This window comes from Selenomonas sp. AB3002 (assembly GCF_000702545.1).
Taxonomy (GTDB): domain Bacteria; phylum Bacillota; class Negativicutes; order Selenomonadales; family Selenomonadaceae; genus Selenomonas_B; species Selenomonas_B ruminantium_A.
Map to the genome: position 1 here is coordinate 495,289 of NZ_JNIO01000002.1, position 23,313 is coordinate 518,601.

The window sequence follows — 23,313 nt, forward strand, 5'->3', positions numbered from 1 at the left end:
AATCATCACTTGCAGAGTCCCCTTAAATTTCAACGAATCAATATGAGGAAAAACTTTCAACCTACCTGCTGTACTTGGTTCCCCTACCATTGCCATGAACCACCACAGCGTTCTTGGCAATCAGTCGTTTTAAAACAGCTATAACCTTAGATCTGCCAAAGGGGACGGAATTAGTAATATCTCCAGCAGATTTGGGCATGGTACTGCTTAGCGCATCATAGATGATTTTCTCATCCTCAGTCAATTCAAGGCTGTCTAATACAGGAAGCACTACTTTGATAACGTTGTCGGAAACCTCGAATGCAGGGCGCTTGCCACTGCCCCGATAAGCCCCGCGAATGCGCAGGATTCCTGTCCCCAATATCTCTACGATATGCAAACGGTAAAAAATGTTCCCTAAGATGGGATTCCTAAGCACGGAGGCGCTGCCCTTAAGATATTCATCCTCTGTCATGCCACTGGGCAAGCCGCCGGGAGAGGTAATCTCAATCCTATCCTCGAACATCAGCACACGGATATGGGCATTCACATCCCAAGTACGATGAATAAGGGCGTTGGCCAGAGCTTCGCGGAATGCTACTTCAGGAACCTTCTCCACCTTTACCCGTTCCACACCTTTGATGACCTCATATTGATAATAATCCCGATAGACCTGCACCGCCTGCTCTAATTCATCGAGGACAGACATATGCTCATAGGTGACACGTTTCAGAATAATGCTGATAGAATCCCCAAATCTCGCCATATCTATCCCGGGAAAGGAATTTCTGTCTGCCAGCAGTTCAGCCGCATGGTTAAACCCCTCTGTATCAGAATATAAGTCCAAAGTTTTCAGAACATCGCGGTTCAGCTGACTGATTCCTATTTCCTGCACAGCTTTTCGCTCCAGCGATTGAAAGGTCAGATCCTGCGCCTTGGCCGCCAGCTGTTCATAATTCAGGTTACGCCCTTGCAAAATAAGCCTGGTCAATTCCAGCTTATCCACTTCGATAGTCGCCGTGTCGTTTCTGCGGTAGGCCTTCGATTTATACATATATGGCTTTTCCATGCCAGCATGAACCTTCAAGGTTACTGTCTTCTTTTCATATTGTACAGTCAGCTCGTAATCAGGCTGTGGCTGTATCGTATCATTGATTTTGTTTTCAATATCCAGGCAGGCCTTCTCCGGGTCAGCCAGCCCCGCAATACTGCCATCATCGCGAACACCAAAAATGATACTGCCACCGCCATAGTTGGAAAAAGCGCTGACAGTCTTCAGAAAGGTATTCGTTATGTCTTCCTTGAATTCTAAGGTCTTGTTCTCCTTCATACTAAATTCACCACCCATTCATAGAAAAACTTCATCTGTCCTTATTTTACCTTACAAATGTTATACTATCAACTGTATTCTGCTATTTTACGCACTTTTAGAAACATACATCAGCTGTATTTCAATTGTATTTTTTTGCAATTGAAATACAGCTGTTCTTGATGCATGAAAAAGTTATGCATGGGAAATATCTTTCGCTTCAACCAACAAAACCATTTCCTTGTCTGCCATTCTCTTCAGCTTATCTGTAAAGCCGTAGAATGAGCAGATAACATAGTGATATTCGCCCTTATACTTATTGACAGGGAACTTTTCCTTCAATTTGCCCAGCACTTCAACGTCTGCCCGTTCATGGCGGAACTTGCACTCACCTAGCAGATACTGCTTGCGCTCCCTGTCCGTGGCCACAAAATCAATTTCTTCTGCTACAGCTCTATTTTTGCCCTCAACTGTATGAGTCACGCTCTCCCACCAACGGCCAACCTTTGCAAAATGGAAAGGCAACTCTCCCTTTTGATTAAGAAGACGCATATATTCTATGCATACTTTTTCAAAACTATGGGAGACAAACTGATGCAGCTGCGGCTCCACCTGATACTGCCATACCCCAGCCACATCATCGGTCTCCAGCTCGGAATGATTGCTGTAAACAAAAGAATACCAAAAACGGAAATACTCATCTGTAAGCTTATATAAGCCCCGCTGGCTGCCTGCCCGCTCTTTATCTGAAGCCAAAACAGAAAACTCACGCTCCACCAGTCCCAATTCCAGCAAATTTCTGAGATAGACACTTATTTTCGTCTTCTCTATCTGTGTCTTGCTATGGATCAGAGCCATGGTGTTGTTTCCCAGAGCCACTGCTTCAATGATGGCATTATAAACACTGGTTTCCCGCAATTCCTGATGAAGCAGAAATTCCACTTCATTATAAAGAACGCATCCCTTTCTCAAAATATTCTCCCGAATATTCTCCGACAGAGAGATTTCCGCACGAAACTGAATCAGGTAATAAGGAATCCCCCCAAGTATAGCATACGCCGTCAGCTGCTCTTCCAATGTATAACCGGGGAAGAAATCCCTACTCTCCTGAAAGGACAGGGGCCGCAACTTATAGATTCCCGTTGCCCTGCCATAGAGCGGATTCTTCTCTCCAAGAATTTCATGCTCCATAAAACTCATGGAACTGCCACAGAGCACCAACATGACATTCTGCCTGGATAGCTCATGGTCCCAAAGATTCTGCAAGAGTGAAGGAATCTCCGGGTTCGCCTTGCACATATAGGGAAATTCATCAACTATTAGCAGTTTCTTCTTCTCCGAGGGCAGGTCAACTATACTATGAAAAGCCGCCTCCCAATCCGAAAAGACGCTGATATACCTGGCCGCCACCATTCCAGACTGCAGCAATCGCTTGGAGAAGCGAGCCAACTGTTCTGTACCAGTGCACTCCGTACAGGCATAAAAAACTGCCTGTTTGTCTTTGGAGAACTGATACAGGAGCTCTGTCTTGCCAATCCGCCGCCGTCCATACAGCACCACCAGTTCAGCTCTGTCAGAATCATAGCGCTCCTGCAAAAACTTCAGCTCCCGCTTGCGCCCAACAAACATAATCTCACCGCCTTATATAATCATGATTATTATAATCGTGATTATATAATACCATATACAACGCTACAACAAAAGGCCAAGTTGAATAAACATCTAACTAAAATTGAACTAGAAAAAGCTGTGCATAAGCAAATACAACACTCATGCACAGCTTTTACTATCAATATCTAATGACAGCTACTTTCTGTCACCATACATGTCCACATACTCATACAGCGTACTTTCCAAAATCCTTCGCCGCCTCTGTCTTGCGCGCTCACTTTTCAGCAGGGGCCGCCCAATGCCGCCATACTTGGCAAAGGTGTCCACCAAAAACTTGCTGTCTGCCATACGTCGCTCCCCCCAGCGGCCACTATACATATTGTCACGCATCCTTCGGGAGGCCAGATCCGCACGTTTCTGGGAAAAAGCCGCTACACAGTTCATGCAATAAAGCCCCTCATCAATGATTGCGCCGCAAGTTTTGCAGCGATGTGGTTCCTGCAGCCGCTGTGGGGTCAGGAAACCTTCCCGCTTCATTCTCATAATGGTCTTGAAGGAAAGGCCCGTGCCATGGGCGATGGATATAAGGTCGGTGGCCAGATGGCTGTCCATATACTCCCGCACCATCTGCCGCTGGGCTTCCTGCTTATCCTTGCAATGCGGGCAGCAATCCTCTCCCCTATCCAGATAGACCTTATGACAATAAGGACAATTCTTCAACTCGCCTTCCATATAATCCGCTCCTCCTTTTGTTATGGCATATCCCTTCCAAGTGCCACAATCATTGCCCGAATAAAAGAAACACCTCCATCAGCCAATGGAGGGTGTGGCTGATGGAGATATTGGCAAATTCATTGCAGGAGTGACAGGACACTGCTACTGTTCTGATTTGCCTGAGCCAGCATAGACTGGGCCGCCTGGGAAAGAATATTGCTCTTGGTGTACTCCGTCATTTCCTTGGCCATGTCCGCATCCCGTATGGTGGATTCGGAAGCAGCGGTACTTTCCTGCTGGACGATGATGTTATCATGGGTTGTCTCCAGACGGCTGGTCTGGGCACCTACCAAGGTGGCAGCATCGGCAAGGTACTGGATGGCTTGGTCAAGCAGCCCTGGCTCGTCCTTAGTGACCATACGGGTGCCATCACGGGACATCTTGCCCGCCTGGTTGCCCAAAAGTTCTTCACGGTGCTCAACTGTGAGGACATCGTAATCTGTATATTTTTTAATTTTTGTATTGTAGCCAAAGATATGATCCATAGAAGTCTGAGGAATTTGCAAATGAATATTCATGCTTGCCTTATCCGTGTGATGAATAATCAAGTCATTAACATAAAGTTTGCGAGTCATGAGCTGAACATCATCGTAGAGGCCATCGGCAAGTTTACTTCCTTTTTCTTGCAAATCCCTATATCTTTCTCGCCGCTCTCTCAAATCAAACATACGATCATCATAAACTGTAAGTTTACCAGCTTCCGGATCTGCTGCAAAATGCAGAAAATGGGAGTGGTTATTTTTCATATGCTCCAAGCCATCTCCTCCTTGGTCATATATTGTCTGAACCAAGGATTCAACATCCGTAACATTAGAAACATCAATCAATGTGGTTTTGAAATCAGCTCCAGATATACCTTTAGGACGAAGCGCATTCTGTGAATCATTGCCATCTACGAATTGGAAATTCATCCACTGCTCAGGGCAAGTAGCACAATAGACCCTGAACCCTTTATTATACAAATTATCAGGTATGCCTGAAACATTGGAAAAATCAATCGTATAGGCACTCATAATTCCCTTTGTAATACTAATAGTATCGCTATTGCCAGCTAAATTCTTGTTGTAGGCATTAATTTTTAACGCTTTGGTTCCCCCAACACTGGCATCCTCAAAACAACTAACGCCATTGTAATATGATGGATTGTTAGCGACCATCAAATTTATAAAAGCATCGGCAATAGTATCTCCATTACTTACAGCATTTCTCAAGGCATTCAAATCTATAACACGGTTTGAGGCAGAGTGCTTCATTGCATCAAAAGAAATATCTACTTTCGTATCTATAAATTCCCAACTGTAGCCAACAACATTAAGATTTTTACCCTTCAGTTCTTCAATGAAGCTCTCCAATACATCACTGTCCGTGGTATCGTAGTCTGTAGGATTAGATAAGTCAATGGTATAGCTTGCCCTGTTGCCATCATGCTCTGCTCCAGCATCTGCTCCTCCAGTAGCAGTCACTGTATTTGGATATGCCAGTACTGGCTGAAAGTTCACATCAGTATAGGTCGAATCCTTGCCAGGCGCGCCCTGCATAGCACCGTTTGAGTTGCTATCAAACCCGTCAATAACCGTAATAGTATCTCCCATATACTGTGACACCAAGCTAAGTGTGCCATTGGCATAAGAAACGTTAACCCCACAACTTCTAGTGCTCTTATTATTTAAATTGTCCCAAACGCAAAGAGCCTGTGAATCATATTTAGCATTGAGATCAAAAATATAAACACCAGTATTGTCGCGAGGTATTTCACTTGGTGTGCCTCCACTGCCCCTAACAAAACGTACATACGCTGTACCAGTAGAACCAGTGATACGTACACCAGAACCTGCTTCCACCGTATTAAGGTTGAGATTCATATTTGCATATGTTCCATTAACTCCATCTTTTTTTATTTCAGGAGACACTAAAACTGGTTTATAAACAGGAATATATTCATCAAGCTCATTTTTTTCGTATCCTATTAATACGTTATCATAAACAGCTGGTTGTACAGTCGCGTTTTGGGGTGCTGTACCACTTGCACTGATACTTCTGTTAGAGTTTTTAAAATAGGATAACTCCGTATGTACAGCTCCAGTACGTCCATAAGTTGTAGGCACACCATCGTGATTATTTCGCTTTGCAACCGCACCTGGTTCTGCCCATCCTTCGACCTTGGTATTATTAGCAGCCGAGCCATAAGTAGATGTAGTCATATCCACAGCAGTACCATTAGCTGTTGCATTACCAATAGCACCTACATTCTTGACAACACTTGCCACCTTTGCAGCTATATCAGCAGAGGTATTGCAGCCACTTACATCTATTTCGATTACATTTTCTTCAGTTGCAGTGCTGCCATGCCTATAATTCTTGCCTGGATTGGTAGTAAGAACATAATATTTTGTTCCATGAGAAGAGTCGCTAGTATAGAACCCCACACCATCAGCAGCAGTGCCGTCAGCATACATACTAAAATCCACTGATAACGTTCCTGGAGTAGATGTCTGCGGATTATCACGAGTGCTTGATGTGCCCCCTGACATTGTGACTACACTATCCGACCCTAGCAATGGTTCTGCTGTGGAGGATATTTCATCAAAAAACGGCATCGTATCAAAGGGTCCCTCTATTCCATCCAGCCTATCGTACACATCTGGTATCAAATGAAGGTCACTGTCTTCTACAATCATTGGTTGCGGAAGTTTTTCCCAGGTGGTAATCCTTTCAATCTCCTTGCTACCCACCAACAGCAGCTTCCCATTGTAATTCGTCTCATACGCAATATCATTAATATGCTCGAACCCTTGGGAAATCTCCTTCTGAATGGTCACCCTGTCCAGATCCGTATTGCTGTCATTATCTGCATCTATGACCTTGGCCTTGATGTTCTTCATAATCTCTATCTGCTGCTGAATGCCACCTGCCGCCACATTCAGCAGGGAAATGCCCGTCTGCACGTTCGCCTCGTCCCTGTCCAATGCACGTTTGCGCACCCGCATTCTTTCAGAAATGGCATACTCAGAGGCTCCGTCCCCGGCGCCCACGATTTTTTGCCCACTGGCCACCTTAGCCAGATCCTTGCCCAGCTTGGACACGTTCTTATTGAGCTCCCCCAGGCTCATCATGGCCGAAGGGTTGTTCATCACTGTCATTGCCATATTCCTTACCCCCTTGTCCCCCATCCATGGACGACTCACTCTTTTCCAAAAGGTATACTTTTTTATAAACGGTCTCTTTTTCATGCTACATAATAGTTATCGGCGAAAATGGAATTTCCTTAAGCTGAATTTCTTTTCAAAAAGTATACCTTTTTGAAAATGGTCTCTCTTTTTAGTTTCTGATATGGCGTGCTTTGTAGTAGAATGTAGAAGCTGGCATGCCACACTTCTCGGCAGCTTGTGCCAGAGTTACCTTGCCCTGACGCCACTTTTCGCACTGCCGATAGAATTCCTGAGGGATTTTACGTTGGGGCCTGCCAAAGCGTACCCCACGCTCCTTGGCGGCAGCAATACCCTCCGCCTGTCTCTGGCGTATGCTGGTCCTTTCATTCTCTGCCACAAAGGACAAAATTTGCAATACCAGGTCGCTAAGGAAAGTCCCAATCAAATCCTTCCCTTTACGGGTATCCAACAGCGGCATATCAAGTACCACTATGTCTGCCCCCTTTTCCTTGGTAATGCGCCGCCATTCCCGAATGATTTCCTGATAGTTCCTGCCCAACCTGTCCAAAGAATGAATGTAGAGCAGTGAACCCTTTTTCAGCTTTTTCAGCAGCCTCTGATACGCAGGCCTCTGAAAGTCCTTGCCAGACACACGGTCAATGAGTATGCACTTGTTGGGCACCTTGGCCTTCCGCAGGGACAGCACTTGCCTGTCCGTATTCTGCTCTCTGGTGCTCACCCTTGCATAACCGTATATGTTTCCCATAAATAATCGCCTCCCACCCCCACCATACTCCTTATTTCAAAATACTTCAAGGGGCTTGCCCGCGCTTTGCGACGCAGACCAGCCCCTTGTTTATGCCCTTACTCTTGCGGCTTCATCACACCGTTCTGATAAGCCAGCAGCAAATTATACAAATCCGTAATTTCATCCTGTATAGCCCGTCCCTGGTCTGTCTCCCCCACGGTAGTCCTCATGGTCTGCAGTTCCACGGTCTCCGACACGGACTCTATGTCCTGGTTCTCCCTCAGGGCTTCCCGGACGTCGGCGATTTTCTGATGGGCCAGCAAACGCAGGCCCCGGGAGTTGGAAATCAGGGTGAAGCCTGAGATGCCGGTTTTCTTGTGATAGGCCTTGCAGAAGCCGCCGTCGATGATGATGGCCTTGCCGTGAGCCTTCACAGGGCTTTCCCCCTTCTTGACCTTCACGGGCACATGGCCGTTGACGATGTGGCCTCTCACAGGGTCCAGTCCGAACTCCTGCAAGACCCTTTCGCAGGCGCTCTGGTCGTTGAGGAAATGGAAATAGGGGTCAGAGGGCTCCTTCCAGGTGCTCTCGTCTGCCACCAGCACCCGCTCGAAGGTCTTCATTTCCCTGCCGGACAAAGGCGAGAGGCGGCCGCACCAGAGGAAGTACATGAAGTCCAGGGCGCTTTCCGTACGGTGGAGATACGCCTCCCTAGCCTTGGCCTCGCAGAAATTGAACCAGCTGCGGCCCTTGTAGTCCTTGCCTTCAAAGTGTATAGTGCGGAAGCTGCCGTCCTCCTCCATGGGCACGCAGCCGTGGAACAGCAGATTGCCGTTGTAACAGGTGTAGATGCTGCCCTTCTGGTAAAGATAGTCCAGATGCTTTTTCAGCACAGCGCTTTCTGTGAAGTAGGATTTCAAATCTGCCATGATGGCAGCTTCTTTTTCCGTCAGCTGATAGGGATCTTCCGCATTTTCATCAATAGTGGGGAAATAGGCGCTGGCCAGCTCATAGCGCTTCCCGTCTCCCAGCACTGCATAGCAGGAGCGGAAATCGATCTTGTCCAGCAGCAGCCTGTCATTCATCTGGAAATCCGGGTTGCGGCGTATCATCTGGCCTTCCAGCTTCAGCATCATGATGGCCGCCGCCTTCTCCCCTGCCTTGATGGGATTTGAATCGGGATAAATGCGATTAGCAAAGGTAGTGAGAGGCCTCAGGCTGATGCCGTAGCCCCGCTCCAGCACGTCTGTGTTGTTGTAGCGCAGGGAGTTGCGCACCACGGCAGCAATGCAGATCTCGCTGCCCATGGCCGCCCCCATCCAAAGCACATCGTGGTTGCCCCACTGGATATCTACTGAAGGGTGCTCCATCAGGAGGTTCAGGATGGCATCGGGCCTGTTGCCCCGGTCAAAGAAATCCCCCACAATGTGCAGCCTGTCCACCGCCAGCCGCTTGATGAGCACCGTGAAAGCCACGATGAAATCCGCCCCGCTGTCAATCTGCACAATGGTATCCAGCAGGCGCTTGTGGTAGATGAACTGAGCATTGTCCGCCTCCGGCCTGGTGTTCATGAGCTCCACGATGACCCCTTCGTACCTTTTGGGAATGAAGCCAGCCACCTTGGAAGCGGGATACTTGTAGCTCATCAATTTCGCCAGCTCCAGCAGGCGTGACAGATTTTCCCGATACCAGGCAGGGGTGTTCTCCCGCCGCTCTGTCACCTGCTCGATTTTCTCCCGGGGGTAGTAGATAAGGGTGCAGAACTCCGCCTTCTCCGCCTCCGTCAGCCGCACGCCAAAGACGTACTCCACCTTTTCCCGTATGACCCCGGAACAGTTGTTCAAGATGTGGAAAAAGGAAGAATACTCCCCGTGCAGATCGCTCATGAAATGCTCAATGCCCTTGGGCAGCTGCAACTGGGACTGCAGGTAGATAAGCTTCTCGTAAACCACTTCCTTGGTGGGATATTTTTCCGACAGCAGGCGCATTACCTTGCTGGGACGGCTGCCGTGTTTCTGTGCGCTGGTCATGACCCTGTCCTCCCTTGTGTGCTTTTTCAAGTATTATTCTACCACATAATAGATAATATTGTGAAATTTATTGAAATAAAGTGTTCGCCGTGCTATAGTAATAGCGAACAAAAGAAAATTCATGCAAATTGTGCAAAGGAGAGAAATTGCCATGGAAGATCTGGAACTCTTGGCCTTCAAAATCATCTCAGGCGTGGGCAGCGCCCGCAGCTTCTACATCGAGGCCATAGCCGCTGCCAAGGCTGGTGACTTCCAGCGGGCGGAGAACCTCATCAGGGAGGGAGAGAAGAGTTTCGTGGAAGGCCATCATTCCCATCTGAAACTGCTGGAAGCAGAGGGAAAGGGAGAGAACGTGGTGTCCCTCTTGGTGCTCCATGCCGAAGACCAGCTCATGAGCGCCGAGGCTTACAAGACCATCGCCAAGGACTTCATTGACACCTATATGCGCATCGAGAAGCTGGAAAAACAATTAGAAAAATAAAAGCCAATCCCCCGGAGGACACACTACAGTCCCACGGGGGATTTTTCATCCCAAAACTATCTTTATGCCGTAAGCGCCTATAATCAGTATCAAAGCCACTATATACTCCCGGATGGAGCCAACCTTGAACAGCTTGACACCTATCTTCTGTGTGGGCGTGATAAACGGCACCTTGCCGCAGATGGCATCTTCGGCAATATGCAGCAATGCTCCCACTGCCATGAAGAAGATAATCTCCCCCAAGGTGCCAAGGCTGAGTCCCAGGTACTCCTCTCCCCTGAGGGCTGCTCCCCCTATCAGCAGGTAAAGCATGGGCCAGTGGGACCAGCCACGATGAGCGCAGCGAAAGCCAAAAAGGCTGCGGCGCTGAAAAGGGTTGCCCTCCACCTTGTCCGGCACAATGGCCCCTGCCATGCTGTAAATTGCCGCCATAGGGTCCTCCGTAGCCGCATAAACAATAACTCCCGTCACCACTTCATGGGTCAGCCATTTCATGAGTCTTTCTCCTTTTAGACAAACAGAACATACTATCTATAGTATAGCAAAAAAAGCGCCTGTTGTGGACATTTTTCCACAACAGACGCTTTTTCTCGATTAGCCAATCATCTTCTTGATATCTTCTTCAACCGTCGTAATGCCGTCTATGCCGAAGTTTTCTACCAGCACCTTGGCCACATTAGGAGACAGGAAGGCGGGCAGGGTGGGGCCCAGGTGGATGTTCTTCACCCCCAAATGCAGGAGTGCCAGCAACACGATCACGGCCTTCTGCTCATACCAGGAGATATTGTAGGCAATGGGCAGCTCGTTGATATCTGCCAGGCCAAAGGCCTCCTTCAGCTTCAGGGCAATGAGGGCCAGAGAATAGGAATCATTGCACTGGCCTGCATCCAGCACCCGGGGAATGCCGCCGATATCCCCCAGGCCCAGCTTGATGTACTTGTACTTGGCGCAGCCTGCGGTGAGGATGATGGTGTCATGGGGCAGAGCCTTGGCAAAGTCCTCATAGTAGCTGCGGGACTTCATGCGACCGTCGCAGCCTGCCATGACCACGAACTTCTTCACGGCGCCGGACTTCACTGCCTCTACCACCTTGTCCGCCAGGGCAAAGACCTGCTCATGGGCAAAGCCGCCCACAATCTCGCCCTTTTCCAGTTCTTGGGGGGCAGGGCACTTCTTAGCCAATTCGATGACAGCGCTGAAATCCTTCTTGCCGTTCACTTCTTCGATGTGAGCGCAGCCGGGGAAGCCCACAGCCCCCGTGGTGAAGACTCTCTCCTTATAGCTCTCCTTAGGAGGCACAAGGCAGTTGGTGGTCATGAGGATGGGACCGCCGAAGGCCTCGAACTCCTCCTTCTGCTTCCACCAGGCATTGCCGTAGTTGCCGGCAAAGTGCTTGTACTGCTTGAACTTGGGATAGTAATGGGCAGGCAGCATCTCGCCGTGGGTGTAGACATCCACCCCCGTGCCCTCTGTCTGCTCCAACAGCATTTCCAGATCACGCAGGTCATGACCGGAAATAAGGATGGCGGGATTGCTCCTCACCCCTAAGTCCACCTTGGTGATTTCCGGGTGGCCGTAGGCGCCGGTGTTGGCATTGTCCAGCAGAGCCATTCCCTTCACGCCCCACTCGCCGGCCTCGAGAGCCAGCGCCGTGAGTGTCTCGCCGTCAAGATCCTCCAAAAGCCTGGCCAGGGCAGACTGCTGGAAGGCATCAATAGTCTCATCTTCCTTTTCCAGCGCATTGGCATGCCACAGATAAGCTGACAGGCCCTTCAGGCCATAGGTGATAAGCTCCTTCAGGCTGCGGATATCCTCGTTGGCCTCGGCGAGAATCCCCACGGCAGCAGCCTTGGCTTCAAACTCCTCCCGCCTGCCAGTCCAACGAGCCGCCTCAGGCAGGTTCTCCCTGCTTGCAAGTCTCTCCAGCAAGCCCGCCTTCACAGCCAGAGTTTCCTCAACACGGGCCGCAATGGCCTCCAGGTCAAAGTTGGCATTGGTGATGGTGGCAAAAAGGTTCAAAGTCACCAGATGATTAACTTCTTTAGCCACAGATTTGCCTTCCTCACGCATGCGCACAGCAACAGCAGAAATCCCCTTGGTCACATATATAAGCAAATCCTGCATAGCTGCCACTTCCGGCTTCTTGCCGCAGACACCCACCTGGGTGCAGCCTTTGCAACCCGCGGTTTCCTGGCACTGGAAGCAAAACATCTTATTTTCCATGGTAAAACTCTCCCTTGCATACTCGTCTCAATCAATCTATGGGTATAATATAGCCTATTGACGCCCAAACATCTGTAACAAAAGTTACATTGATGGAATTTTCGTAGTCAAAAAAGCAGAATGATGGTATGATAAAATAGTTTTGACACCTAGGACGTGTTGATTAAAGGAGGACTATCCTGAATGGATGACTATACCTGGCAACGGAAGCTGCGTGAGCGCAAATCCAAAAGCTCCCGCTGGCAGCTGCTGCTTTTTTTGGTGCTGGCCGTATCTATCGGCACGGCAGCCTGGTATTTCGGCTTTTTCTACCGCACCCCGGAGTATGCCCTGGAACAGGCTAAGCTGGCCTGGCAGGCAAAGGATGAGGAGAAATTCAAGCAATATGTGAATCTCAATCTCCTGACCTCCCGGGCCTATGATGACCTGACCGTAGATCTCTTTGCCTACGATGCCACCCTCAACGCCCAGAGCAAGGTGATGTTCGAGAAATTCTACATTCTCATCAAGCCCCAGCTCTCCCAGGGCACGGAGGAAACAATCCTGCGCCGTCTCACCACGGGCAGCTGGACCTTGCCCGAAGGAGCAGATATTCTGAAAGGCCGCCAGCTGGGCATCGACTATGAGCGCTTCCTTGAACGCAGCCAGCTGCGCAACACCACTTTCCTGGAAATCACCAAGGTGGATCGCCACGGCAGCACAGCTCTGGCAGAAGTAAAGGTGCGGGAGGATTACACCCAGACGGATTTCACCATGGTGCTCTCCATGGAAAAGGCCGATGACGGCCACTGGCAGGTAGCATATATCAAGAACTACAAGGAGTATCTTGACACCATTGCCCCCCTGCAGAACAAGGACATTGCCGACTACATCGAATCCACTAAAGCCATCGTTTCTGACTGCAACGAAAAGCTCCGGGACCATCAGATCAAGTTCCAGTCCCTGACAGGCACCTCTGCCGGAAAGCTCTCTGACTACCAGAAGAAGAACCTGAAGAAGCTTCTAACCCAGGAAGTCATTCCCACCCTGCAGGACAGGCAGGCCCAGCTTGACCAGGTTCCCGTGCCCAAAGGGGCACAATATCTGGCTGACCAGCGGAAGCTCTCCACCAAAACCACCATTGAAGCCTGGGAACATTTCATCAAGGGACTGGAGAATGACGACCAGACTGAATTTGCCGCCGCTGAGACCTTGCACAAACAGGAGCTGGCCATTGACCTCAGGGTGGACGAAATCATACACCACACCGCCCTCAGCAAGAATATCCCCAACCTGCCGTAATTTTTGCTTCCCCTTCCAGGGGAGGCTTTTTATTTTACAGCTTTTGGTTTTGTCAAGGACTTTATTTTATTTGGTAAACGTTTCCTTCGAGCTCTCCAATCTTGACAAAAAACTGCAAAGGTTTAAAATATAGTCAAAGGGACATGTACAAAATTTTCAAAATTTTAGCAAAGGCAGGTGAAATGCTTCTGTCGGTGCAGTGGATGTACCCATGCACTCATACACATGAAGCAGCAAGGCATGACTAAGCAGGAAAAGGATTTACAAGCACTACACCTCTTGGCTCCCATTTCCGGACAGACGGTGCGACTCGAAAGTGTCCCGGATCCGGTTTTCTCCGAGAAGCTTACAGGAGACGGCCTGGCTATCCTGGCAGACGGTGACACGGTACTGGCTCCCTGTGACGGGGAGATCACCCTCTTCTTCGACACCAAGCACGCTTTCGCCATCACTACTCCCGACGGGGTGCAGGTCCTGGTACACGTAGGCCTGGACACCATCATCATGAACGGGGACGGCCTCACGGCCCTGAAGCACAGCGGCGAGAAAGTCACCGCCGGCACCCCCATTCTGAAACTGGACAGGGCCCTTCTGGAGAAGAACAAGATCAACATGATTTGTCCCGTGCTGATCGTGAATTATGAACGGGTCAAAAAAATCACTCCCAGAATGGCAGGAGAAGCTGTCATTGCAGGAGAGGATACCGTACTTCAGTATGCTGTGTAATTGCATATATTAAGAAAGTCTCGAAGCATGAAGCCGCTTCGAGACTTTCTTTTTATCAGGCTGATTTTTCCTGCAAGGCAGGTACTTTCACCAGGCTCTGTATAGCCTTGGTAGGACATTTCCCCAAACACGTCGGTTCCGGGCAACCTATGCACTTCTCTGAATCCACCACGGCCAGGAAGTTCTCCACCTTGATGGCGCCACGGCTGCAGTTCCTCATGCAGAGGCCGCAGCCTATGCAGGCCTGCTGGCAGTTTTTCTTGGCTGCAGGTCCCTTGTCATGGGAGCTGCAGGTGACTTCCACAGGAGCGCCGAAGGTCTTCAGGGCCATGAGCCCCTGGGGGCAGGTCTCCACGCACTTGCCGCAGCCTGTGCAGATTTCCTTGTCCACTACCGGCAGGCCCTCCTCCCCCATGGAAAGGGCACCGAAGGGGCAGGCCTTGACACAGTTGCCAAAGCCCAGGCAGCCGAACTTGCAGCCCTTGGGGCCGCCTCCCACCAATTTAGCAGCAGCGCAGTCAGGCACGCCTTCATAGCGGGCAGCCATAACCGCTGCCGTGAGAGTGCCACGGCACTTGAGGTAAGCGTAATGAGGCTCCGCCGCTTCAGCCTTCTTGCCGGTGAGCTCCGCAACCTTGGCCGCCACGGCAGCCTTGCCGGGCACGCAGAGGTTCGGCGGCACCTCGGGGTCCTCCACCACAGCCTCAGCATATTTGGCACAGCCTGCAAAACCGCAGGCGCCGCACTGTCCTTTGGGAAGGATGTCCTCCACTTCTGCAATGAGGGGATTCGACTCCATGGCAAATTTCTTGTCTGCCAGAGCCAGCACCAGCCCAAAGAAGGTGCCCACCCCCACCAGCACTACGATTATATATATAGCAGTTTCCATAAGAAACCTCCTACAACATACCAGAGAAGCCCAAGAAGGCCAAAGACAGCATTCCTGCTAAGATAAACGCAATACCAATTCCCTGCAGGGGCTTGGGCACATCGGCGTAAACCAGCTTCTCGCGCAGGGAAGCCATCAGGGCAATTGCCAACGCAAAGCCCAAGCCTGACCCGATGGCAAACACGATGCTCTTGAGCAGGCTGTAGCTGTTCTCCACATTCAGCAGGGGCACGGCCAGCACTATGCAGTTGGTGGCAATCAGCAGCAGGTAGATGCCCCACATATTGTAGAGGGCAGGGGCCTGTTTTTTGATGACCAGTTCCAGCAGCTGCACGAAACTGGCTGTGAGCACCACGAAGACGATGGTGGTCAGGAAGGTGACTCCCAAAGGCTCCAGCACGAAGAAGTACACAATCCAGGCCAAAATGGAGCTCATGGTCATGACGGAGGTCACCGCCATGCCCATGCCCACAGAGGCAGAAAAGCTCTTGGATATGCCGAAGAAAATGCACAGTCCCAGAAACTTCGTCAGCACGAAGTTATTGATAATCACCGCTCCGATAAAAAGCGTCAAATACTCAGCCATCAGCCTTCAGCCCCCTCTCTGGCTTCCCTGCGCCGCGCCTCCTGTGCCTCGATCTTCTCCCTGTGGGAGTTCCAGGTCTTGGTGGCAGCCACCAGATAGCCAATGAGAATAAAGGCCCCCGGCGGCAGAATCATCATCAGCATGGGCTCATAGCCGGAACCCATGACCTGATAGCCCAAGAGCGTACCTGAGCCAATCAGCTCGCGGATGGCAGAGATGATGAGCATGGCCAGCGTGAAGCCGCAGCCCATGCCGAAACCATCAGCAAAGGAGCGTATGGGGCCATTCTTGGAAGCAAAGACCTCAGCCCGGGCCAGGATGATGGCGAACACCACCACCAGGGCCAGATAGATGCCCATGGCCTTGTAAAGCACCGGGAAATACGCCTGCAATACCAGCTGGGCCACCGTGACGATGGTGGCGATGGAGGTGATATAGACAGGCACACGCACCTTGGGATTCACCAGGTGACGCACCAGTGATACCACCACATTGTTGGAGGTGATGACGAAGGTCACCGTCAGCCCCATGGTCAGGCCGTTCACCACCGTGGTGGTCACCGCCAGTGCCGGACACAGGGACAGCGCCAGGATGAAAATGGGGTTTTCCGCCAGCAGGCCCTTGCTGTAGATGGGCCAGAGTTCTTTCAGCTTGTCCATGCTCACCTGCCCCCTTTCCCTAAGGTCATAGCTTTCTCTGCGGCCTCACGGACGCCCTTGGTGACGGCCCGGGAGGAAATGGTAGCTCCCGTCATGGCCTGGATGTTTTCCTTGTTGGACGGGTCTTTGGTAACCTCCAAAAGCTCCGCCCCCTTACCTGCAAACTGATTGCGGAAGGCGGGTTTCTGGGCATTGTCACCCAGGCCCGGGGTCTCGTTGTGCTCCAGGATATTGAAGTCAAGCACCTTTCCCTCGGTGTCCACTGCCACCAGCAGCTTGATCTTGCCGCCGTAGCCCTTGGACTCAGATGGGATGATATAGGCCACGGTCCTGCCGCCCTTTTCGGCTGCAAAACAGCCCTCTTCCCCGGGAATTTCTTTGAAGGCATCAGCCTCAGCCACCAGGGAGCGCATGGACTCCTGCTTCATTTCCTCTGCTTTCTGGGCCGCCACGGGAGCCGTCACATAGTAGACAGCGCCTATGACCAGACCGGACACGAAACAGGCCAGGGCTAGGTTGGAGGCAATCTTGAAGATGGAATGCTCATCAGCCATCAGTTTGCGCCTCCCTTCGGTGCCCCAAAGATGCGGGGCTTCACATAGCGGTCAATAAGAGGCGTCACCGCATTCATCAGCAGCAGGGAATAGCAGACCCCCTCCGGGTAGCCTCCTGCCAGACGGATCAGCACCGTCAGGGCTCCAGCCCCCACGGCAAAGATCATCTGCCCCGTGATGGTCATGGGAATAGTCACCATGTCAGTAGCCATGAAGAAAGCGCCCAGCATCAGTCCCCCTGCCATCACATGGAACAGTGGGTCGCCGCTGCCAAAGCCCGCAGGACCGAAGAGCCAGGTGAGCACCCCCACGGTGGCAATCATGCCCAGAGGCACCACCCAGTTGATATAGCCTTTATAGATAAGGTAAAGCCCCCCAAGCACCAGCAGGATGGTGCTGGTCTCCCCCAGGCTGCCGTTGCGGGTGCCCAGGAGCAGGCTCTTGTACATCTCCCCCTGACCTCCGAAGGTGGCTACCAGGGCATCATAGCCCTGCAGCTTCAGGATGTTCAGCGGGGTAGCGCCTGTCACGGCATCCACAGCCCCGGCTGACAGGTCCTGCATCTTCGTCCAGGTGGTCATGGCCACAGGCCAGGATACCATAAGGGCCGCACGGCCGATATGAGCAGGGTTGAAGATATTGAATCCCAGTCCTCCCATGGACTGCTTGGCCACCACGATGGCCAGAACAGAGCCGACGGCCACCATATAGGGCGGCAGCACCGGGGACATGGACATGGCCAGCAGCAGGCCAGTAATGCAGGCACTGCCATCAAAAGCCGTGATATTCTGCCCCATGGCCCGCTGCCAGACATATTCGGCACCGATGGCCGCTGCAATGCCAACCAACATATTGATAAGTGCGGGAATCCCAAACCAATAGATTGCAAAGAGAGCCGCAGGCAGCAAAGCCAGGTTGACCTGCCACATGATATGGGGAATGGTTTCCCCGTCGCGGATATGGGGAGAGGAAGAAATGGTGAATTTCAGTTCCTCCTTAACCTCCGGCTGCTTGGGCGGTACCGCCTTCACAGCGGCTGTTTCCTTGATTTCTGCTTCGCTCATTTCACCGCCTCCTTTTTCTCCCTAGCCTCAGCCTTGGCTTTGGCCCGGGCTGCCTCAGCCCTGACTTCATTCTTGGCCAGGCGGATGTACTGGACGATATTGCGCTTGGCCGGGCAGATATAAGTGCAGCAGCCGCATTCCACACAGTTCATGAGACCGTAATCATCACGGCACTTGCCATAGTCACCCCGCTGGGAAAGTATGCTCAGCATGCTTGGCACCAATCCCATGGGACAGGCCTTCACGCAGCGGCCGCAGCGGATGCAGTTCATCTCCGGGCCGTGTTCCGTGATTTTCCTTGTCAGGGCCAATATGCCAGAGGAGCCCTTCATCACCGGCACTTCCAAAGACTGCTGGGCCATGCCCATCATGGGACCGCCCGCCAGGATCTTGTCCGGCGTTTCCCTGAAGCCACCGGCATGATCAAGACAGGCCTGATAACTGGTGCCAATGCGAACCCTGAGATTCTTCGGCTCTGCCACCGCATCACCTGACACGGTTGTCACACGCTCAATAAGAGGAATCCCTTGCTCCACTGCGTCCGCAATGGCCGCCACGGTACCCACATTCTGCACCACGGCGCCTGCGTCCATGGGCAAGCCGCCCATGGGCACTTCCCTGCCCGTGAGGGCGTAAATCAGCATTTTCTCCGCACCCTGGGGGTAGCGGGTAGGCAGGGCCACTACCTCGATCTCCGTGTCCTCTGCCGCCTTGTCCAGAGCCTTCACCGCCTCAGTCTTGTTGTCCTCCACGCCGATGATGCTCTTCTTCGTCCCAAGAGCCTTGGCGAGAATCTGCACCCCTGTGACAATCTTCTGGGCCTCCTCCAGCATCAGCCGATAGTCAGCCGTCAGATATGGCTCACACTCCGCACCATTGATGACCAGGACATCCACCGGCTTCTGGGGCTTCAGCTTGATATGGGCGGGAAAAGTCGCACCGCCCATGCCTACGATGCCCGCCTGCTGGATAGCCGTAAGGATTTCCTCCTTGCTCATGGCCTCCCAATTGCGGCTGAGGGGCAAGCCCTCAGCCCATTCGTCTCTGCCGTCCACAGCAATGACAATGGCCGGACACATCCCGCGCCCGGAATGAGGCCTGTCCTCAATCTTAGCCACCTTGCCGGAAGTAGGAGCATGGATATCCGCATGCATGAAGGCCTCGCTGGTGGCAATAAGCTGCCCCTTGAGCACCGCGTCCCCCACCTTCACCGTGGGCTTGCAGGGCGCCCCAATATGCTGGCTCAGAGGCACCACCAGTTCCTTTGGCAAGGGCATGGCTTCAATAGCCTTGTCCTTGGCCAAATCCTTCCCATCCCGGGGGTGAATACCTCCCAAGAATCTTTTCAGCATGAACATCACCTCGTAAGTCTCCTGAAATATATCAAGAAATGATTTCCGTAATCACTGGCTGCTCCTTCTGCCGGGCAGCAGCCCGCCTGTCATACCACTTCACTATGCCAGACCCCAGGCAGAACCCCAGGAAAGCCAGCCCCATGGGGTATAAATCTTCAGCCTCCCCGCCATACCCCAGCTGCCAGCCAATGATGCCCCCAGCTCCTGCCAATATCAGCGGCAGCAAGAAAACCACAAAGGCCCCCTTGAGCATCTGCTGTTCCTGCATGGAAAACTTGACCCGCTGCCCTATGACAGCTCCCAGCCCATTCACCGCCTCCACCGTCAGCTGACGGCTTCCGGCACAGGCTCCACAGGCGCTGCAATCCTCATGCCTCCCCACCTTCACCGTGGCGGTGCCATCTTCAGGATTCACCCCAATAACAAATCCTTCCTCCTCCTTCATCTGCCACACCACCTCAGATTTTCAGAAATTTCATTTATGATACTTATTTACATTAACATCTTTTGTATTCGCCATAAATGCAGATAATCCTTTTGTAATTGTAGAAAAACACAAAAATCCCCCTGCCCGTACAAGCCACAGCCCGTACAAAACAGGAGGAATAATTTTAAATTACCCAATCACTTTCCCTAAGACACCATCTTTATATTCTTCCACCAGCTCTACCTGGTAAATCTCCCCACAGGTAACTTCATCCTCGGTATAGACTCGGATATAGTTATCCGTCAGGCCGTCAGTGATGCCGTCGGTGTTGGTCTCGAACAGCACCCGCATGGTCCTGCCCAGGAAGGAGCGATAGAACTCACGGGATTTCTTTTCAGCCAGAGCCTGCATGCGGTGGACGCGGTCTTTTTTGACCGGCTCGGGAATCTGGTCCTTGCGGGCAGCGGCGGGGGTGCCTTCCCTTCTTGAGTATGGGAAAACATGCATACGGGAGAAGTTCATTTTTTCTACAAACTTCAGCCCCTCAGCAAATTCTTCTTCTGTTTCACCCGGAAAACCTACGATGATATCCGTAGAAACTGCTACGCCGGGCAGTTCCTGCTCCACCTGCTCAATGAGGCGGGCGAACTCCGCCGTGTCGTAGCGGCGGTTCATGTCGCGCAATACCTTGTCGGAGCCTGCCTGCAGGGGCAGGTGCAGATGGGCACAGAAGCGGTCGTCGCTGCGAATCAGCTCAAAGAGTTCTGGAGAGAGCTCTATGGATTCCAGGGAGCCCAGGCGCAGGCGCTTCAGCCCCTGCACCTGCAGCACCTCCCGGCAGGCATCGGTGAGGGTGACGTCGCCCTCCAAATCGCTGCCGTACTTGCCCAGATGGATGCCCGTCAGCACGATTTCCAGGAAACCTGCCGCCACCAGCTTTTCCGCTTCCCTGCGGATGGCAGAGAGCTGACGTGACTTCACGGGACCGCGGGCATAAGGGATAATGCAGTAGGAGCAGAAATTCTGGCAACCGTCTTCGATTTTTAGGAAAGCCCTGGTACGGCGGGGCATATCGTAAAGGGGAATATCCTCGAAGGAGTCCGTATGCATCACATCACCCACGCCGTCCAAGGGCTTGCCATCTTCACGGGCAGCGCACTCCACGTATTCTACGATGCGGGAGCGCTCTTTGGTGCCCAGGACTACCCGGACTCCCTCCAGCAGTTTCACTTCTTCGGGCTTCACCTGGGAGTAGCAGCCGCAAACGGCGATGATGGCATTGGGGTTCTCACGGCCTGCCCGACGGATGATCTGACGGGATTTCTTTTCGCCCAGGTTGGTGACAGCGCAGGTGTTGACTACGTAGACGTCGGCTTTTTCGCTGAAGGGGACGATTTCGTAGCCTTTGGCTTTGAAGAGGCCCTCCATGGTTTCTGTCTCAAATTGATTTACTTTGCAACCGAGAGTCATAAAGGCTGCTTTTGGCAAGATAATTCTTCCTTTCACTAATATAGACACACTGAAATTTAAGGCCTTACCTCCACCGCTTGCGGGGGAGGGGGACCGCCGGAAGGCGGTGGAAGGGGGGAACTAGGGGCCGAATCGTGCTCTTCGAAGTCACTTGCCCTTCTCGCCCCTTCCACCGGCTACGCCGGTCCCCCTTCCCCGTTTCACGGGGCAGGTAAGGCCTACAATTTAGGGGGTAATTCTAAAGTCAGCTACACGTGCAAAATGAATGTTTTTACACTACCCCAAATCCCCCAACTCATATTGAATCACAGTCATAGCCGCTATCGCAGCTGTCTCTGCTCTTAGTATCCTTGGGCCCAAGGTTACGCTTTGGCCGCCGGCTTCTTCTATGGCCTTGGCCTCATCAAGAGTAAAGCCACCCTCGGGGCCAATCAGAACTGAGGCATTTTTCGCCTTGGAGGCTTGCAGGGCTTCTTTGAGGGTCTTCTGCTCCTCGTTTTCATAGCAGAAGTATAATGGGTTGTCTTCACCGAATCCTGACTTTGCTAGGAATTCCTTGATGCCCATGATGGGCTCAACCTGCAGGAGTTTTGTCCTGCCGCATTGTTTGGCGGCTTCGTCGGCTATCTTTTGCCAGCGTTCCTGGCGCTGTTTGGCTTTTTTGCCATCGTACTGGGCTACGCAGTTGCGGCTGGCCAGGGGCTGGATTTTGTTGGCTCCCAGCTCCACGGCTTTCTGCACTATCCAGTCCATCTTGTCGGACTTCAGCAGGCACTGGACTAAGGTCAGTTCCAAGGGAGATTCCGTTGTGCCTTCCAGACGTTCCTTCAAGGTCAGCTCTACACTTTCAGCAGTGAAGGCAGTCATTTCCATCAGTGCCACGCTGCCCTCGTCGTCCACTACCGTCACCTGCTGCCCGGCCTTGGCACGCATGACGTGCATGAGGTGATGGGCATCCTGGCCGGTGATGTTGATTTTCTCAGCCAGGATCCCTTTATAAAAGAGCCGCCTCATGCTGCTTCACCTTTGCGGACGATGGTAATAGCTGTCCAGCCCTTTTCCTCCACCACTTTTGCCACCACGAAGCCATGCTCCAGGGCCGCTTCTGTCACTTCGGCCAGCCTTTCCGTGATAATGCCGGAGGCCAGCAGCCTGCCCCCCTCAGCCAGATGCTCATCCAGTTCCTCAAAGAGGCGGATGACCAGGTCGGCAATGAGGTTGGCAATGATGATATCTGCCTTGCCCTCGAAGGATTTCAGCAGGTCGCTCTGCCCCGTCCTGATACGGCTTTCCACCCCATTGGCACGGATATTTTCCCCGGCAATCCTGACGGCGGTGTTGTCGTAGTCCATGGCTGTGATGTCCGTGGCTCCCAGCTTGGCAGCGGTGATGGCGAGGATGCCGGAACCGGTGCCCACGTCGAAGACGCGCTGGCCGCCCTTGATAAGTCCCTCCAGCTCTCTGATGCACATGGAGGTGGTGGGATGGGTGCCGGTGCCAAAGGCGGCGCCGGGGTCAAGGCTCACCACGATGTCATCAGGAGCTGCCTCGTATTCCTCCCAGGCAGGGCGCACCACCACCAGCGCTCCCACTTTTTCCGTGTGGAAGTAAGCTTTCCAGTTGTCCTCCCAGTCCTCATCACGTACACTCTGGCTGGTAATGTCACAGGGGCCTGCAGCAGGTGTGGCTGCCTGCATGGCCCTGACCTTCTCTTCCAGTTCCGCCATGCGTTCAGCCAGTTCTTCGTCCACGGGCAGGTAAGCTTTCACCGTCACCACTTCTGTCTGCTCAGACCTGGGAATATCAGTATAGTCCCAGCCCCCGGCCTGTATGTAATCGTTCACCAAAGCCGGGTCTTCGATAACCACCCCGGAGGCGCCGATATCGTGGAAAATCTCCGCCACTACGTCCGTTGCCTCGTGGGAGGTACGGATGCTGACCTCGGACCACTCCATGAAAATGCTCCTTCCTAAAAAAACGGCTCCCCAGTCGGGGGAG

General features: G+C 52.2%; 20 protein-coding genes and 2 pseudogenes. 3 read left to right on the top strand and 19 right to left on the bottom strand.

The features are described 5' to 3' along the window. Positions 1-61: 61 nt before the first annotated feature. The 7 genes and pseudogenes from P159_RS0102630 to P159_RS0102655 all read right to left on the bottom strand — a co-directional run bounded on the left by P159_RS0102630 (position 62) and on the right by P159_RS0102655 (position 9,600). Positions 62-1,309: an ATP-binding protein gene (locus tag P159_RS0102630; protein WP_029541150.1), complete on the bottom strand. Its 1,248-nt coding sequence runs from the start codon at positions 1,307-1,309 to the stop codon at positions 62-64. 174 nt (positions 1,310-1,483) lie between these two features. Continuing rightward, positions 1,484-2,917, bottom strand: coding sequence for an ATP-binding protein (locus P159_RS0102635; protein ID WP_029541151.1), 1,434 nt, complete (start codon positions 2,915-2,917; stop codon positions 1,484-1,486). Between the two features lie 177 nt (positions 2,918-3,094). After that, complete coding sequence (locus P159_RS0102640) at positions 3,095-3,631, bottom strand: hypothetical protein (protein WP_029541152.1); 537 nt, start codon at positions 3,629-3,631, stop codon at positions 3,095-3,097. A gap of 119 nt (positions 3,632-3,750) precedes the next feature. Further along, positions 3,751-4,008 (bottom strand): annotated as a pseudogene (locus P159_RS21100) (flagellin); the annotation flags it as partial. 2,397 nt (positions 4,009-6,405) lie between these two features. Beyond that, positions 6,406-6,903, bottom strand: a pseudogene (locus P159_RS21105) (flagellin); the annotation flags it as partial. An 88-nt stretch (positions 6,904-6,991) separates the two neighbouring features. Next, positions 6,992-7,588, bottom strand: coding sequence for a recombinase family protein (locus P159_RS0102650; RefSeq protein ID WP_029541154.1), 597 nt, complete (start codon positions 7,586-7,588; stop codon positions 6,992-6,994). Positions 7,589-7,686: 98 nt separating this feature from the next. Continuing rightward, positions 7,687-9,600 carry a fructose-bisphosphatase class III gene (locus tag P159_RS0102655; RefSeq protein WP_029541155.1) on the bottom strand — a complete coding sequence of 638 codons (1,914 nt, stop codon included), beginning with the start codon at positions 9,598-9,600 and terminating at the stop codon, positions 7,687-7,689. A 151-nt stretch (positions 9,601-9,751) separates the two neighbouring features. Here P159_RS0102655 and P159_RS0102660 point away from each other — a divergent pair, with 151 nt between their 5' ends. Next, positions 9,752-10,081 (top strand): PTS lactose/cellobiose transporter subunit IIA, encoded by a 330-nt coding sequence (locus P159_RS0102660; protein WP_029541156.1) that lies wholly within the window; start codon positions 9,752-9,754, stop codon positions 10,079-10,081. A gap of 45 nt (positions 10,082-10,126) precedes the next feature. Here the strand turns inward: P159_RS0102660 and P159_RS0102665 are convergent, their stop codons facing one another. Together P159_RS0102665 and hcp are read right to left on the bottom strand one after the other, a co-directional pair. Continuing rightward, positions 10,127-10,576: a metal-dependent hydrolase gene (locus tag P159_RS0102665; RefSeq protein WP_029541157.1), complete on the bottom strand. Its 450-nt coding sequence runs from the start codon at positions 10,574-10,576 to the stop codon at positions 10,127-10,129. 99 nt (positions 10,577-10,675) lie between these two features. Continuing rightward, on the bottom strand, positions 10,676-12,304 hold the full coding sequence (hcp, locus tag P159_RS0102670; protein ID WP_029541158.1) for a hydroxylamine reductase: 1,629 nt from the start codon (positions 12,302-12,304) through the stop codon (positions 10,676-10,678). 183 nt (positions 12,305-12,487) lie between these two features. On the opposite strand from hcp, the gene P159_RS0102675 reads away from it, so the two are divergent. Both P159_RS0102675 and P159_RS0102680 read left to right on the top strand, forming a co-directional pair. Continuing rightward, entirely contained in the window at positions 12,488-13,585 is a 1,098-nt protein-coding gene (locus P159_RS0102675) for a hypothetical protein (protein ID WP_029541160.1), read from the top strand. Positions 13,586-13,825: 240 nt separating this feature from the next. Next, positions 13,826-14,311: a PTS glucose transporter subunit IIA gene (locus tag P159_RS0102680; protein ID WP_029541162.1), complete on the top strand. Its 486-nt coding sequence runs from the start codon at positions 13,826-13,828 to the stop codon at positions 14,309-14,311. Positions 14,312-14,366: 55 nt separating this feature from the next. On the opposite strand, the gene rnfB is transcribed toward P159_RS0102680, so the two are convergent. The 10 genes from rnfB to prmA all read right to left on the bottom strand — a co-directional run bounded on the left by rnfB (position 14,367) and on the right by prmA (position 23,270). Then, positions 14,367-15,200, bottom strand: a complete 834-nt coding sequence (rnfB, locus tag P159_RS0102685; RefSeq protein ID WP_029541163.1) for an RnfABCDGE type electron transport complex subunit B — start codon at positions 15,198-15,200, stop codon at positions 14,367-14,369. Between the two features lie 10 nt (positions 15,201-15,210). Beyond that, positions 15,211-15,786, bottom strand: coding sequence for an RnfABCDGE type electron transport complex subunit A (locus P159_RS0102690; RefSeq protein WP_029541166.1), 576 nt, complete (start codon positions 15,784-15,786; stop codon positions 15,211-15,213). After that, positions 15,786-16,445 (bottom strand): electron transport complex subunit E, encoded by a 660-nt coding sequence (locus P159_RS0102695; RefSeq protein WP_318253483.1) that lies wholly within the window; start codon positions 16,443-16,445, stop codon positions 15,786-15,788. The genes P159_RS0102690 and P159_RS0102695 overlap by 1 nt, the downstream gene beginning before the upstream one ends. 2 nt (positions 16,446-16,447) lie before the next feature. Beyond that, positions 16,448-16,999, bottom strand: a complete 552-nt coding sequence (locus P159_RS0102700; RefSeq protein WP_029541169.1) for an RnfABCDGE type electron transport complex subunit G — start codon at positions 16,997-16,999, stop codon at positions 16,448-16,450. Further along, positions 16,999-18,063: an RnfABCDGE type electron transport complex subunit D gene (locus P159_RS0102705; protein ID WP_051650062.1), complete on the bottom strand. Its 1,065-nt coding sequence runs from the start codon at positions 18,061-18,063 to the stop codon at positions 16,999-17,001. Before P159_RS0102705 ends, P159_RS0102700 begins: the two co-directional genes overlap by 1 nt. Then, a complete protein-coding gene (gene rsxC, locus P159_RS0102710) occupies positions 18,060-19,415 on the bottom strand; it encodes an electron transport complex subunit RsxC (protein WP_029541172.1) in 1,356 nt (451 codons plus the stop codon). Before rsxC ends, P159_RS0102705 begins: the two co-directional genes overlap by 4 nt. Before the next feature lie 31 nt (positions 19,416-19,446). After that, entirely contained in the window at positions 19,447-19,863 is a 417-nt protein-coding gene (locus tag P159_RS0102715) for a SoxR reducing system RseC family protein (RefSeq protein ID WP_029541174.1), read from the bottom strand. Between the two features lie 171 nt (positions 19,864-20,034). Then, a complete protein-coding gene (mtaB, locus tag P159_RS0102720) occupies positions 20,035-21,333 on the bottom strand; it encodes a tRNA (N(6)-L-threonylcarbamoyladenosine(37)-C(2))-methylthiotransferase MtaB (RefSeq protein ID WP_029541175.1) in 1,299 nt (432 codons plus the stop codon). Positions 21,334-21,591: 258 nt separating this feature from the next. Continuing rightward, positions 21,592-22,329, bottom strand: a complete 738-nt coding sequence (locus tag P159_RS0102725) for a 16S rRNA (uracil(1498)-N(3))-methyltransferase (protein WP_029541177.1) — start codon at positions 22,327-22,329, stop codon at positions 21,592-21,594. Then, the gene (prmA, locus tag P159_RS0102730) at positions 22,326-23,270 is read right to left on the bottom strand and encodes a 50S ribosomal protein L11 methyltransferase (RefSeq protein ID WP_029541179.1); all 945 of its coding nucleotides are present in this window, start codon (positions 23,268-23,270) and stop codon (positions 22,326-22,328) included. Before prmA ends, P159_RS0102725 begins: the two co-directional genes overlap by 4 nt. Positions 23,271-23,313 lie beyond the last annotated feature (43 nt).

What these genes read in the sequence shown, in the direction of transcription:
- P159_RS0102655 (WP_029541155.1), bottom strand. Translation starts at nt 9,600, where the DNA reads ATGACCAGCGCACAGAAACACGGCAGCCGTCCCAGCAAGGTAATGCGC.
- P159_RS0102640 (WP_029541152.1), bottom strand. Translation starts at nt 3,631, where the DNA reads ATGGAAGGCGAGTTGAAGAATTGTCCTTATTGTCATAAGGTCTATCTG.
- P159_RS0102635 (WP_029541151.1), bottom strand. Translation starts at nt 2,917, where the DNA reads ATGTTTGTTGGGCGCAAGCGGGAGCTGAAGTTTTTGCAGGAGCGCTAT.
- rnfB (WP_029541163.1), bottom strand. Translation starts at nt 15,200, where the DNA reads ATGGAAACTGCTATATATATAATCGTAGTGCTGGTGGGGGTGGGCACC.
- P159_RS0102725 (WP_029541177.1), bottom strand. Translation starts at nt 22,329, where the DNA reads ATGAGGCGGCTCTTTTATAAAGGGATCCTGGCTGAGAAAATCAACATC.
- P159_RS0102690 (WP_029541166.1), bottom strand. Translation starts at nt 15,786, where the DNA reads ATGGCTGAGTATTTGACGCTTTTTATCGGAGCGGTGATTATCAATAAC.
- P159_RS0102665 (WP_029541157.1), bottom strand. Translation starts at nt 10,576, where the DNA reads ATGAAATGGCTGACCCATGAAGTGGTGACGGGAGTTATTGTTTATGCG.
- P159_RS0102660 (WP_029541156.1), top strand. Translation starts at nt 9,752, where the DNA reads ATGGAAGATCTGGAACTCTTGGCCTTCAAAATCATCTCAGGCGTGGGC.
- P159_RS0102650 (WP_029541154.1), bottom strand. Translation starts at nt 7,588, where the DNA reads ATGGGAAACATATACGGTTATGCAAGGGTGAGCACCAGAGAGCAGAAT.
- P159_RS0102680 (WP_029541162.1), top strand. Translation starts at nt 13,826, where the DNA reads ATGACTAAGCAGGAAAAGGATTTACAAGCACTACACCTCTTGGCTCCC.
- prmA (WP_029541179.1), bottom strand. Translation starts at nt 23,270, where the DNA reads ATGGAGTGGTCCGAGGTCAGCATCCGTACCTCCCACGAGGCAACGGAC.
- P159_RS0102675 (WP_029541160.1), top strand. Translation starts at nt 12,488, where the DNA reads ATGGATGACTATACCTGGCAACGGAAGCTGCGTGAGCGCAAATCCAAA.
- P159_RS0102695 (WP_318253483.1), bottom strand. Translation starts at nt 16,445, where the DNA reads ATGGACAAGCTGAAAGAACTCTGGCCCATCTACAGCAAGGGCCTGCTG.
- P159_RS0102630 (WP_029541150.1), bottom strand. Translation starts at nt 1,309, where the DNA reads ATGAAGGAGAACAAGACCTTAGAATTCAAGGAAGACATAACGAATACC.
- P159_RS0102700 (WP_029541169.1), bottom strand. Translation starts at nt 16,999, where the DNA reads ATGGCTGATGAGCATTCCATCTTCAAGATTGCCTCCAACCTAGCCCTG.
- P159_RS0102715 (WP_029541174.1), bottom strand. Translation starts at nt 19,863, where the DNA reads ATGAAGGAGGAGGAAGGATTTGTTATTGGGGTGAATCCTGAAGATGGC.
- P159_RS0102705 (WP_051650062.1), bottom strand. Translation starts at nt 18,063, where the DNA reads ATGAGCGAAGCAGAAATCAAGGAAACAGCCGCTGTGAAGGCGGTACCG.
- rsxC (WP_029541172.1), bottom strand. Translation starts at nt 19,415, where the DNA reads ATGCTGAAAAGATTCTTGGGAGGTATTCACCCCCGGGATGGGAAGGAT.
- hcp (WP_029541158.1), bottom strand. Translation starts at nt 12,304, where the DNA reads ATGGAAAATAAGATGTTTTGCTTCCAGTGCCAGGAAACCGCGGGTTGC.